The sequence below is a fragment of the Bartonella saheliensis genome, assembly GCF_902162175.1.
In genome coordinates this window covers 1-10,814 of record NZ_LR607236.1, presented here as the reverse complement: position 1 = coordinate 10,814, position 10,814 = coordinate 1, and the positions used below count along the sequence as shown (strand labels likewise).

General features: G+C 43.0%; 16 protein-coding genes. 14 read left to right on the top strand and 2 right to left on the bottom strand.

Annotated features, from left to right (window positions below):
• The first annotated feature begins 89 nt into the window (after positions 1-89).
• Together FS875_RS08465 and FS875_RS08460 are read left to right on the top strand one after the other, a co-directional pair.
• The gene (locus tag FS875_RS08465; protein ID WP_144755626.1) at positions 90-839 is read left to right on the top strand and encodes an antA/AntB antirepressor family protein; all 750 of its coding nucleotides are present in this window, start codon (positions 90-92) and stop codon (positions 837-839) included.
• Complete coding sequence (locus tag FS875_RS08460; protein ID WP_144755623.1) at positions 836-1,114, top strand: hypothetical protein; 279 nt, start codon at positions 836-838, stop codon at positions 1,112-1,114. The genes FS875_RS08465 and FS875_RS08460 overlap by 4 nt, the downstream gene beginning before the upstream one ends.
• 46 nt (positions 1,115-1,160) lie before the next feature.
• Here FS875_RS08460 and FS875_RS08455 read toward each other — a convergent pair whose 3' ends face one another.
• A complete protein-coding gene (locus FS875_RS08455; protein ID WP_144755620.1) occupies positions 1,161-1,466 on the bottom strand; it encodes a BrnA antitoxin family protein in 306 nt (101 codons plus the stop codon).
• Positions 1,444-1,710, bottom strand: coding sequence for a BrnT family toxin (locus FS875_RS08450; RefSeq protein WP_144755617.1), 267 nt, complete (start codon positions 1,708-1,710; stop codon positions 1,444-1,446). Before FS875_RS08450 ends, FS875_RS08455 begins: the two co-directional genes overlap by 23 nt.
• 89 nt (positions 1,711-1,799) lie before the next feature.
• Between FS875_RS08450 and FS875_RS08445 the strand changes: the two genes are divergently transcribed.
• Genes FS875_RS08445 through FS875_RS08390 form a run of 12 tightly spaced genes read left to right on the top strand, consistent with a single transcriptional unit; the run spans position 1,800 to position 10,767 of the window.
• Entirely contained in the window at positions 1,800-2,351 is a 552-nt protein-coding gene (locus FS875_RS08445; RefSeq protein WP_144755614.1) for a hypothetical protein, read from the top strand.
• A 30-nt stretch (positions 2,352-2,381) separates the two neighbouring features.
• Positions 2,382-4,310: a phage terminase large subunit family protein gene (locus FS875_RS08440; protein ID WP_144755611.1), complete on the top strand. Its 1,929-nt coding sequence runs from the start codon at positions 2,382-2,384 to the stop codon at positions 4,308-4,310.
• A gap of 3 nt (positions 4,311-4,313) precedes the next feature.
• The gene (locus FS875_RS08435) at positions 4,314-4,562 is read left to right on the top strand and encodes a phage head-tail joining protein (protein ID WP_144755608.1); all 249 of its coding nucleotides are present in this window, start codon (positions 4,314-4,316) and stop codon (positions 4,560-4,562) included.
• On the top strand, positions 4,562-6,133 hold the full coding sequence (locus tag FS875_RS08430; RefSeq protein WP_144755604.1) for a phage portal protein: 1,572 nt from the start codon (positions 4,562-4,564) through the stop codon (positions 6,131-6,133). The genes FS875_RS08435 and FS875_RS08430 overlap by 1 nt, the downstream gene beginning before the upstream one ends.
• On the top strand, positions 6,123-7,178 hold the full coding sequence (locus tag FS875_RS08425; protein WP_144755602.1) for a S49 family peptidase: 1,056 nt from the start codon (positions 6,123-6,125) through the stop codon (positions 7,176-7,178). The genes FS875_RS08430 and FS875_RS08425 overlap by 11 nt, the downstream gene beginning before the upstream one ends.
• Positions 7,061-7,441, top strand: coding sequence for a hypothetical protein (locus FS875_RS08420; protein WP_246067892.1), 381 nt, complete (start codon positions 7,061-7,063; stop codon positions 7,439-7,441). The genes FS875_RS08425 and FS875_RS08420 overlap by 118 nt, the downstream gene beginning before the upstream one ends.
• Positions 7,438-7,806 carry a head decoration protein gene (locus tag FS875_RS08415; protein ID WP_005774048.1) on the top strand — a complete coding sequence of 123 codons (369 nt, stop codon included), beginning with the start codon at positions 7,438-7,440 and terminating at the stop codon, positions 7,804-7,806. Before FS875_RS08420 ends, FS875_RS08415 begins: the two co-directional genes overlap by 4 nt.
• Positions 7,807-7,818: 12 nt before the next feature.
• Positions 7,819-8,895, top strand: coding sequence for a major capsid protein (locus tag FS875_RS08410; RefSeq protein WP_144755599.1), 1,077 nt, complete (start codon positions 7,819-7,821; stop codon positions 8,893-8,895).
• 1 nt (position 8,896) lies between these two features.
• Complete coding sequence (locus FS875_RS08405) at positions 8,897-9,241, top strand: head-tail joining protein (protein ID WP_139413560.1); 345 nt, start codon at positions 8,897-8,899, stop codon at positions 9,239-9,241.
• Positions 9,238-9,783 (top strand): hypothetical protein, encoded by a 546-nt coding sequence (locus tag FS875_RS08400; RefSeq protein ID WP_144755596.1) that lies wholly within the window; start codon positions 9,238-9,240, stop codon positions 9,781-9,783. Before FS875_RS08405 ends, FS875_RS08400 begins: the two co-directional genes overlap by 4 nt.
• Positions 9,764-10,429 carry a phage baseplate assembly protein V gene (locus FS875_RS08395; protein WP_144755594.1) on the top strand — a complete coding sequence of 222 codons (666 nt, stop codon included), beginning with the start codon at positions 9,764-9,766 and terminating at the stop codon, positions 10,427-10,429. Before FS875_RS08400 ends, FS875_RS08395 begins: the two co-directional genes overlap by 20 nt.
• Positions 10,426-10,767: a GPW/gp25 family protein gene (locus FS875_RS08390; protein ID WP_139413563.1), complete on the top strand. Its 342-nt coding sequence runs from the start codon at positions 10,426-10,428 to the stop codon at positions 10,765-10,767. The genes FS875_RS08395 and FS875_RS08390 overlap by 4 nt, the downstream gene beginning before the upstream one ends.
• Positions 10,768-10,814 lie beyond the last annotated feature (47 nt).

The following is a 10,814-nucleotide window of genomic DNA, read 5'->3' as shown; positions in this document are numbered from 1 at the left end:
GCATAACGACGGGCTTGTTGCCGTGTTTCTTAGCACCCGGCACTCTTTTTAGAGTGTCATTAAGAAACATCTATCAACAAGGAGTTCATATGAACACTCTTATAGAAATTAAAGAACAAGCAATTGGGCAAGAGATTGTTCAAGCCGTTAATGCACGCGAATTGCACACATTCTTAGGGGTAAAGCGGGATTTTTCCAATTGGATTAAAGACCGTATCAATAAATATGGCTTTAAAGAAGAAAGAGATTATATTTTAACGCTCGCCAAAATTGGCGAACGTCAAAATGTGGTATTAAAAGAATATCATCTCACTTTAAATGTAGCTAAAGAACTTTCTATGGTGGAGAATAATAAGAAAGGTAGAGAAGCTCGTTTATACTTCATTGAATGTGAACGGCGTGCAAAGCAAGTAGCAACACCACAAATAAATCTTGCCAATGCTTTGGAAAATCCTCTTACGATTAAGCAGCTTCTTTTAGAGAGTATCAATCAATTAGAAGATTTAAGAAATGAGGTGAGTACACTCAAACCAAAAGCACAAGCTTTGGAGGGCTTAAAACGTTCGGATGGTTTGTTTGGTCTTATTGAAGCAGCGAAAATGTTAGAGGTACGACCAAAAGATTTAACCGATTATTTGCGTAAAAATGATTGGGTCTATCGACGTGCTCCGGGGGCGCCTTTGTTGCCTTATCAAGACAAAATCAAGAAAGGCTTTATGGATTGCCCTGCGATTACCATTCAAAGACCAGATGGGACAGAAAAGGTACTGCCTTCAACAAAAATCACATCCAGAGGATTGGCATGTTTGAGAGAACAAATCCATGGAGGTGTACAATGAATACCAGTATCGATTTTTTATGTGATTTGTGGATGGCTTTGTATCAATTTTCTGATCGTGATGATATTGAAGACAAGGCTTTTAATACTCTTATTGAGACTATGGATGCGATAGAAAAAGCTTTAATTTTCAAGCTTCAAGATGAAACCCCAAATGCACTCAAAATTTTGGCAATGATTACAAATTTTGGAACTTTAAGACCACCTCCGATTATAGAGTCTTTGTTGAAAGCTTACGAACCCAATTTAGACAATCCCATTAAAAAGGTTGCTTAAGAAAAATATGCCCCCTCCTCGTTCTTAAAATGGGGAGGTGGCAGCTTTAGCAACGGCTTGCTTTTTTTAGGACTTCACTCATACGTGTGCGCCAATCTTTTCCTTGTTTTTTAAAAGAATCAATAACGTTTGGGTCAAGGCGTAGAGTAACTGCTTGTTTAGGAGATTCAACTGGTGGACGCCCACGTTTACGGCGTTCTTCTGTTACATACTTAAAGAAAGAGGAGGGTAAAACATCTTTTGCTGGCTTTAGGCGTGCAAGTTCTTCATCTGTTAGTGGTGGAGAATCCACAGCGTCCCAATCTTCTTTTGTATAGCCACAATCTCTTTCAAAGGTTTTGTTGATAGTCATTGAAAACCTCTCTTTCTTTTTTATTAGCTTGACGGAAACTGATAATGGATATCGCTTCAGTGCCAAGCTTCGCAAAAACAACAACTGTCGTACCATTAGCAAAACGTCCAATAGCCTTCATGCGGTTTGAATGGGTTGCATCAATAAGAGCATGTTCCCAATCAAAGTAAATAACATCAGCAAAATCAAGCTTATGTTTAACAATGTTTACAGCTCTTTTTGGTTCATCCCACACGATCTTCATATATTTTATGTACACGAAAAATAAAATCATGTCAATAATTAAAGTGTACAATAATTCGTATAAATCATTCAAAATGGAGCGGCTGTTCAATGAATAAGAAATCTCGAAAAGGTTTATCGCTTCGTGCCTTTGCCAAAAAGATGCGTGTTTCCCCGAATGCGGTGGTTTCTCGTTTTAAAACAGGAAAATTTGATAAGGCTCTTTTTGAAGATGGTTCTGTTAATGAAGCGCTTGCAACAGCCATATGGAATGAGAATCCAACAAAGCGCCCTGCCCCATTTTTAGCACCGGATGGTCAAGCACGGACAAAGATAAAACAAGTCTCTACAGAGGGTGCTAATGAATACAAGATTAAACTGGAGCGAATGCAAGTTGCCCTTGAAAGCGAAAAGATTGCTCTTGAACGTTTGCGCGAAACAACCGTTGACCGTGAAGAAGTAAAGAGAGCAGCCCGTGAGTTTGGAAGAGCACACCGTGATGCCATGTTGAATTTTCCTCACCGTTTTGGAGCAAGCATTGCTGCACAGGTTGGGTGTGATGCCGCAAGCCTAATAGGGGCTATTGATTATTACATGAGAAAGGCTTTGCTTGAAGCTGTTCATATTCCAGTTCCTTATCATGATCCTCAACCTCCAGAATGAGAGAGTTTTGGGGCGAGCAAAGAATGAATAATGGATGAGAATACTGTTACAGAATTTTTCGCCAATGCTAATGATGCAAGACAACCGGACAAACCATACACGGTTTCCGAATGGGCGGATAAGAATAGATACCTTAGCACCGTAGCAAGTGCTGAACCTGGATTGTGGAGAACAAAACGCACCCCCTATTTGCGCGAAATCATGGATAATCTTTCCTCGTACGTGCCGATTGAAACAACCATTGTCATGAAAGGGGCGCAAGTTGGCATGTCAGAGGCGGGACTGAACTTTTGTGGTTATGCTATTCATTATAGTCCAGGACCTGCCCTTTATGTGATGCCCACCGTTGAGACAGCCAAAAAACTTTCAAAGACGCGGCTTGATCCTATGATTATGGCAAGTCCCGTTTTAAGTGAACGTATAGCCCCTGCTCGTGCACGTGATAGTGGCAATACGATGTTTTCGAAAGAGTTTGATGGTGGAGCGCTGATGCTTACAGGAGCCAACAGTGCAGCTGGTTTGCGCTCTATGCCTATTCGTTATCTGATTTTGGATGAAGTTGATGGTTATCCTCTCAGTGTCGATAACGAAGGTGATCCAGTGATGATCGCGGAAAAGCGTACCTCGACCTTTATTCAACGAAAGATCTTTAAATTGTCCACGCCCACACACCGTGACACAAGCCGTATTGCCAAGGATTTTGTGCTAGGAGACCAGCGATATTACAATGTCCCTTGTGATAAGTGTGGTACACTACAGCCGATTGTTTGGTCACAAATTAAATGGCCAAAAGGTGCCCCTGAAAAAGCTGTTTTTGCTTGTGCCCATTGTGGTCATGAGCATGCCGAACACCGAAAAACAGATTTGATGTGTGAAGAAAATGGCGCATGTTGGGTTCCAACGAGTGAGTCAAGCAGACCCAATTTGCGCTCTTATCATATTTCGGCACTCTATTCCCCTTGGCTTACTTGGGGGGAATGTGCAAGAGAGTTTTTAAATGCCAAGGATGATCCAGCGCTTCTACAGCCTTTTGTCAATACAGTGCTTGGAGAACCATGGGAGGACAGAACAGGCGAAGTTATTGATCCAGACAGCCTTTATGCAAAACGCGAAGAGTATCCTTTAGCACCAGAACAAGCCGTGGTGTTGACGGCAGGCATTGATGTGCAAAATGACCGTTTAGAGCTTGAAGTGGTGGGATGGGGACGCAGCGAAGAAAGCTGGCATATTGATTATCAAGTTATCCCTGGTGATCCCTCTTCTTTTGAAGTGTGGGACCAATTGGATGAATATCTTGCAAAACGTTGGCCACATCCAGGCTATAAAGAGGGTATTAAGATAACGGCGGCTTGTATTGATACCGGTGGTGGACATACACAGGCTGTTTATAATTATGTACGCCCGCGTGAGGGACGGCGTATCTGGGGCATTAAGGGACAAGCTGGCTGGCGCGCAGTATGGCCACGCCGCCCAAGCAAAAACAACAAAGGACAGATTAATCTTTATATTGTTGGGGTTGATGCGGCGAAAGATATCATTACAGCCCGGTTTAAAAAATCGGGTCCCGAAGCAACAGGGGCTGGTGCAACACACTTTCATAAAAGCCTTGATCGAGAATATTTTGACCAACTGACCGCTGAAAGAAAAGTAATCAAATATTTTAAAGGCTTTAAGCGTATCGAATGGCAAAAAAGTGAAAAGGCAAGGAATGAAGCCTTGGACTGTAGGGTCTATGCTTATGCGGCTTTACAAGGTCTGATTTCGGCAGGAATAAACCTTAATCGAGAAGTCGATATTTTAGAAGAGCGTTTGGAAAAACTTAAAATTGAGGGCTCTTTAGAGCAGCCAACATCAGAACATGTGCCCTCTCCTTCTCCAAGAAGATCTCAGACAATACAGCCTAAAAAGAAGCCATTCAGAACAATGATGAATCCTTATATGCGAGGGGATTGGAGGTAATTTGTGGATGAAACTTTAGAACCAATGAACAGCAAATTTTCGAGACTGGAAAATTTAAAAAGGCGGCGTGAGCAAATTGAAGAGGCTCTTTATTCAGGAGCACAATCGGTACGCCATGGCGATAAGCAAATAAGCAACCGCTCTGTTGAGGAACTGCGCAGAGCGCTTGAGATGCTGAATAGGCAAATAGCGGACCTTGAAGGGCGTAAAAGTGCACGCGTGTTCTATTTTAACATATCACGAGGCTATTAATGGCTGGTTTGTTCAATAAAATTACGGGCTTTTTTAAAATTTCTCGTCAACACAATCCCCATTTTGAAGCGGCAAGCAAAAGCCGCCGTATGAGTGGTTTTGACCCCGCAAAAAAACATATCAATAAAGCCATTGAAGAATGCGGTGATACCATTGTTGCCCGTTCAAGGTGGCTTTATGACAATGAATCTCTTTATGGTTCTGCAACGGAGGAATGGGTCTCTGCGGCTGTAAGTGATGGGATTAAACCTTATCCTCGCATTGAAGGCTTTCAAGAAGAAAAGAAAAAGCTTTTAGACTTGTGGTGGCAATGGGTTGATGAAGCAGACTATGATGAAGATGCCAGCTTTTATGGGCTGCAAACAACCATTGCGCGAGAAGTCTTTTTAACTGGTGAATGCTTTGTAAGATTGCATTATGTTGACCTTTATGGGCGCTCTGGTGTGCCTCTTCAGTTGCAAGTTTATCCTACTGAAATGTTGGATCTCACCTATAATGGACCGGCTGAGATTGAAGGCCATTACATTCGTATGGGAATTGAATTCGATGCCAGGGGTAAGCGTGTTGCTTATCATTTTTGGAAACATCACCCCTATGATGATTGCCCTTCCAACACAATCTTTGAGAGTCAAGAACGCATACGTGTCCCTGCTGAAATGGTCATTCATATCAAAGAGCGCCGTATTGCCGGACAATTGCGCGGTTCTCCCAAAATAACACGTGCTATGACAAAGATCTTCCAACTTGAATCCTATGATGATGCAGAACTTGAACGAAAAAAAACAGCGGCTCTTTTTGCAGTGTTTATTACAGGCAAGGAATCTCATGAGGCAGAGTTAGAGGAGAATCGTGAAAAAACGAAAATTGAACAGAAGGTGGAAAAGAAGATTGAAGAGGTCCCCGAAGAGCATCCAATTTACCCTGGAACGGTTAACGTGGTCGAGGGCGAAAAACAAGTTACATTCTCAAATCCTGTTGAGGTTGGTGGCTCTTATGAGGCTTTTCAATTTCGCAATATTTCAAGAATTTGTTCTGCTCTCAATATGCCTTATGCCGTTGTGACAGGGGATGTTACGCGGGGGAACTTTTCCAATGTGCGAACCTCCATCATTCAATTTAGACGCCATGTCAAACAATGGCGAGAACATATCATTGCCTTTCAGTTTAATCGCATTATTTGGGCACGTTTTGTCGAAATGGCAGTGCTTGGCAAATGCGTAAATTTACCCGGATGGGAAGAAAATTCCTTGCCATGGCTGCAATGTGAAAGCTTTGCACCACCCCTTGAAATGATTGATCCCATTAAAGACATTTCCGCAGAAAAAGAAGAAATTCGTGCTGGCTTGAAAACACGGCGTATGGCGTTGGCTGAACGGGGCTTTGATATTGATAACATTCATACCGAACTCGAAGAAGAACGCAAAGATGCGCGCACGCGGGGTTTATCCTTTGATACCGATAATGCGCTAGCGCCCTCAACAGCCAATCAACTGATTGATACGGAAGATTCAGAGACTTCTGAAACTTATGAAAGTAACCAAGACAGTAAGGCGCATACAAATGGCGAATAATCTTGATATGCCGTTTTTGGCATCCCGGCTTTTTGGCGTTCCCCTCATGCTTGCCTCCACAAAGCTTGATATTATTCTCAATGCTCTTGCACCACGGCTTTTTGCAGGAGAAAAGTTTACTGTGAGAGCATTGTTAGAAAAAGATGGTGCTCCTTTAAGACCACCAGAAACTTACGTCGTGCAAAACAATATTGCCATCATACCGGTTCATGGCACGCTTGTACGCCGTGGTGCATGGCTTGGGGCTTTATCGGGTCTAACCTCTTATGAAGGTTTGGGGGCTTCTTTTCGTGAAGCGATTGAGCAACCTGATGTTCGCGCGATATTGCTGGATATTGATAGTAGCGGTGGAGAAGCCGGCGGTGTGTTTGATCTGGTGGAAGAGTTTCAAGCACTTTCACAAAAATATAACAAACCCATTTGGGCACATGCCAATGAGGTTGCTTGTTCGGCGGCTTATGCCATTGCTTGTGCGGCTTCTCAAATCTGGATTGCCCGTACAGGAGTTGTGGGCTCGATTGGTGTTGTTTGTGCGCACCTTGACCAATCCCGTGCAGATGAAAAACATGGGATTAAATGGACTTTTATCTTTGAAGGTGATCACAAAGTTCATGGCAATTCTCACGAACCCTTGAGCGATACAGCACAGATAAAAATACAAGCAGATTGCGCCCTGCTCTACGAGATGTTTGTCGATTTGGTTGCGCAAAACAGACCTCTGAATGCGGCTGAAATCCGCGACACCAAAGCAGAAACTTTTATAGGCAACCAAGCCATCACGCTTGGATTAGCAGATGCGCAAGGGACTCTTGCGCAAGCTTTGGAAGCCTTAACAGCTTCCATTCACTCACCCCCAACAGCAACAAAAGAAGGACAAAACACATGGCACGCACACACTATCGCGCCAAAGAAGACGATGATGAAAAGATTGTCGACGTCATCCATGAAGACGAAGAAGACACTCTCGACATTGACGAAGATGCCGAAGACTTCGACGATGATGAAGAAGAAGAGGAAGACAACGAAGATAAGCAAGAAACCATAAAAGCAGCTCTTGAAAAGGAAAGAAAACGCGCACAGGCACTGACAAACCTTGAAAAGCAAGCAAAGCGTTTAGGTGTTTCTTTTGATGCCGCAAAAGCCATTCAAAGCGGTATGAATGTTGAGAAGGCTAAAAATGTTGTCTTATCTGCCGCTGTCTCGAAAAGTTCCTCTTTAAAACTATCGACCACAGCGCCCCATAGTGATGGGGCGAGCAAGGCAAAAATTCATACAAAATGGGAAGCAGCTTGGAGGGCAATAAAATGAGTCAAGTTTTTTATGAAGATGTTCGCAATGGCGCTTATCTTGGACGCTATGATACGGATATGTCCAATGAAGAAGTGGTTTTTGCATCAGGGGCATTTGTTGAAGCCGGCACTGTTATGGGAAAAGTAACAGCAACAGGAAAATATGTTCCCCTTAATCCAGCACTATCAGATGGCAGTCAAACGCCGGCAGGGATTTCTTATGCCACTGTTGATGTAACAGAGGCAGAGCAACGCGCGGTGATTACAGCGCGCTTGAGTACCGTAAAAGCTTCTGAACTCCTATGGCCAGATGCCATCACGGATGAACAGAAAAATGCTGCCATTCAGTCCTTAGAAGACAATAACAAAATACTGTTGCGATAGGAGAATGCGCACATGGATATGAACTTTTTTAAACACGATGCTTTCTCTGCCGTTACCATGATGAAAGCGATTGAAAACTATGAGTTTCAACCTGGTCTGATTAGCTCTCTTGATCTTTTTGAAGAAGTGGAAACAAGCACCACAGTGGTTGGCATTGAAAGACGTGACAATACATTGTCCTTGATTCAAACCAGTGAACGGGGCGCCCCTTTGGTTGAAGGAGATAGAGAGGGGCGTAACTTAAGGTTTTTCAAAACAACACGGATTGCCAAAAGTGATACGGTGAAATCAGAGGAAATCCAGAACCGGCGTGAATTTGGTACAGAAGATCAACTCGAGACAGCAATGAAATATATTGCTAGAAAACAAAAGAAGCTGATTTCTGAAATCGAATTGACATGGGAAAATATGCAGCTTGGCGCTGTTCAAGGTGTTGTGCTTGATGCCGATGGCTCTGTTATTGTTGATTGGTACAAGGAATGGGAAATTACACCCCCAAAGCCAATTGATTTTAAACTCAATGTTGAGACAACAAATGTTGCCGACCATGTTGATCAAGTCATTATGAGAATGATTGAGGCTTCAAAGGGGGCATTTTCTGATCGTTCACGGATTATTGGGCTTTGTGGAAATGAATTCTTTTCCAAATTGAAAAACCATAAAACAATTCGTGAGACCTATCTCAACACAGCTCTTGCACAAACACTCAATAGTGCTGGAGGTGTTGCAACACCAAGTGCCATTGGTTCTGGAAGCTTTGGCAGTTTTGACTTTGCGGGTGTTACTTTCATTAATTACCGGAGTATTCATAACTATAATGTGAGTGCAAAAGCTGGGACAAAACGCGCCATAGGGATTAAGCCTGATGAATGCCAATTCTTTCCTGCCAATGCGCCTGGCGTATTCCAAAAAACCTTTGCACCGGGAGAAAGCTTGGATTTTGCCAACACCGTTGGAAGACCTCTCTACACCATGTTGATTGTCGATAACGACCGTAATGCATGGGTAAAACCGGAGGTCTATAGCTATCCGCTTTACATCTGCACACGCCCTGAAATGCTCTTTAAAGCGGTTAGTGGAGGAAAATAATATGCGATGGCACGGGTTGCTTCATAAAATGATTCAAGATGTACGTAACACCTTTGGGCAACCCGTCATCTACACGCGAAAAGACAATCAACAATCGTTTCGGATTACAGCGATTTACGGCATTAAACATTCAGAATCGGACGCTGGTGGGAGAATCCCCACAACAGTACCTCGAAAAGAACTTGATGTCTGTATCCATGATATCGGCGGCTTACCCCCAAAGCCTCAAGATAGTGTTGTCATTATTTCGCCTGAAGATACTTCTCAAGAGCACTTCGTGATCACAGAGGTACAAGCCTCTGAATCCGGTATGTACAAGCTTATTCTGCGGGAGATAAAACAATGAAACATCCACGCAAAACGATAAGAGAAACATTTGTTACGTTGATAAAAGCAGCAAAAACGACTGCTGGTGATAATGTTTTCAATATGCGTGACTTCAATTTATTTATTGAAGCAATGCCGGCCATTAATATCTCAACGCAAAACGAAACAATCGAAGATGGGCATGATTTTGGCTTAAGGCGACGCATCTTAACAGTAGATGTTGAATGTTATAGCACACAAGAAAACGGAGCATCCTTCGTTGACCAATTGGCATGGCAAGTTGAAGAGATTTTCCATGCCAATCCCAATCTTAACAACACTGTTGAGACATGCCGCTTGCAAAATATTGCTTTTGCCTTTGGCGATAACGGGGCGCTAGCGCTCCATGGTGCAATTTTAACCTTTGAAGTCACTTACGTGACCAATATCCCCTCCCCTCATGAAGGAAATGAAACCACAGGAATTGTTAAACCTCTTGTCGGTTTTAAACCAGAAACCGGTGTGGAAAACGAAGAAAAATACGTAAAAATTGAGGAATCCCATGTTAGAGCGACGCGATAAAGAGATCACGGATTTAAAAAGACGTGTAGCCAATATGGTAGTGGTTGGAAAAATTAGCCATGTTGACCATAAAAATGCACGCTATCGGGTAAAGAGTGGCAATCTTGTCAGTGATTGGATTCCAGATACACAAGCCCGTGCCGGTAAAACCTGTTCTTATGAAGGACGTGATGTTGGAGAGCAAGTCGTTGTCGTCTCTTCCTCTGGCGATTTATCACAAGGGATAATTGTTGGTTCACTTCACACCGATGCGAACCAAGCCGCCGATCAAGGCAATATCCATAAAACGCTTTATCCAGATGGCACTACCGTTGAATATGATGATAAACAAAACAGCTATACCCTTAATCTCACATCAGGAGGAAAGTTTAGTCTCACGATTTCTGATGGCGTATCGATAAAAGGTGATGGCAAGAAATTAGAGCTGCAAGCACCAGAAGGCATCAAAATTACCACACAAGGTGATCTGAATTTAAACGCAGAAAAAGCCATTGCTCTGAAAGCAGGCAGGGGAATTTCACTCCATGCGGATGATGGCATTGCTCTTCATTCTAGTGACTTAAAGCATAATGGCACCAATGTAGGAGCAACCCATGTTCATGGGGGTGTTTCTCCTGGTGGCGCTATGACAGGAGGTCCAAAATGAATAGTGGAATGGACCGCACAACAGGAAAGCCTCTCTCTGGTATTGATCATTTGCGCCAATCAATTCTTGATATTTTAACAACACGGATTGGCACACGGGTGATGCGGCGCAATTATGGTTCACGTGTTGGAGAACTCATTGATGCACCAGCCAATAACGCCTTTGCCGTTGCCCTTTATGCCGCCGTTGCCGAGGCTTTAGACAAGTGGGAACCACGTTTTAAACTGAAAAAAATTGATTTTAAAAGGGGTGATGATGGAAAAGTATCCTTATCCTTTGCTGGCATTTACTTACCATCAGGCAAGCCCATTACCATGGAAGGAATATTGATACAATGAAGAACCTTGCCAATCCCGAAATCATCTCAGAACTTTCCTTTGAAGAA

What these genes read in the sequence shown, in the direction of transcription:
- FS875_RS08465 (WP_144755626.1), top strand. Translation starts at nt 90, where the DNA reads ATGAACACTCTTATAGAAATTAAAGAACAAGCAATTGGGCAAGAGATT.
- FS875_RS08455 (WP_144755620.1), bottom strand. Translation starts at nt 1,466, where the DNA reads ATGACTATCAACAAAACCTTTGAAAGAGATTGTGGCTATACAAAAGAA.
- FS875_RS08410 (WP_144755599.1), top strand. Translation starts at nt 7,819, where the DNA reads ATGGATATGAACTTTTTTAAACACGATGCTTTCTCTGCCGTTACCATG.
- FS875_RS08390 (WP_139413563.1), top strand. Translation starts at nt 10,426, where the DNA reads ATGAATAGTGGAATGGACCGCACAACAGGAAAGCCTCTCTCTGGTATT.
- FS875_RS08425 (WP_144755602.1), top strand. Translation starts at nt 6,123, where the DNA reads ATGGCGAATAATCTTGATATGCCGTTTTTGGCATCCCGGCTTTTTGGC.
- FS875_RS08440 (WP_144755611.1), top strand. Translation starts at nt 2,382, where the DNA reads ATGGATGAGAATACTGTTACAGAATTTTTCGCCAATGCTAATGATGCA.
- FS875_RS08415 (WP_005774048.1), top strand. Translation starts at nt 7,438, where the DNA reads ATGAGTCAAGTTTTTTATGAAGATGTTCGCAATGGCGCTTATCTTGGA.
- FS875_RS08445 (WP_144755614.1), top strand. Translation starts at nt 1,800, where the DNA reads ATGAATAAGAAATCTCGAAAAGGTTTATCGCTTCGTGCCTTTGCCAAA.
- FS875_RS08450 (WP_144755617.1), bottom strand. Translation starts at nt 1,710, where the DNA reads ATGAAGATCGTGTGGGATGAACCAAAAAGAGCTGTAAACATTGTTAAA.
- FS875_RS08430 (WP_144755604.1), top strand. Translation starts at nt 4,562, where the DNA reads ATGGCTGGTTTGTTCAATAAAATTACGGGCTTTTTTAAAATTTCTCGT.
- FS875_RS08405 (WP_139413560.1), top strand. Translation starts at nt 8,897, where the DNA reads ATGCGATGGCACGGGTTGCTTCATAAAATGATTCAAGATGTACGTAAC.
- FS875_RS08395 (WP_144755594.1), top strand. Translation starts at nt 9,764, where the DNA reads ATGTTAGAGCGACGCGATAAAGAGATCACGGATTTAAAAAGACGTGTA.
- FS875_RS08400 (WP_144755596.1), top strand. Translation starts at nt 9,238, where the DNA reads ATGAAACATCCACGCAAAACGATAAGAGAAACATTTGTTACGTTGATA.
- FS875_RS08460 (WP_144755623.1), top strand. Translation starts at nt 836, where the DNA reads ATGAATACCAGTATCGATTTTTTATGTGATTTGTGGATGGCTTTGTAT.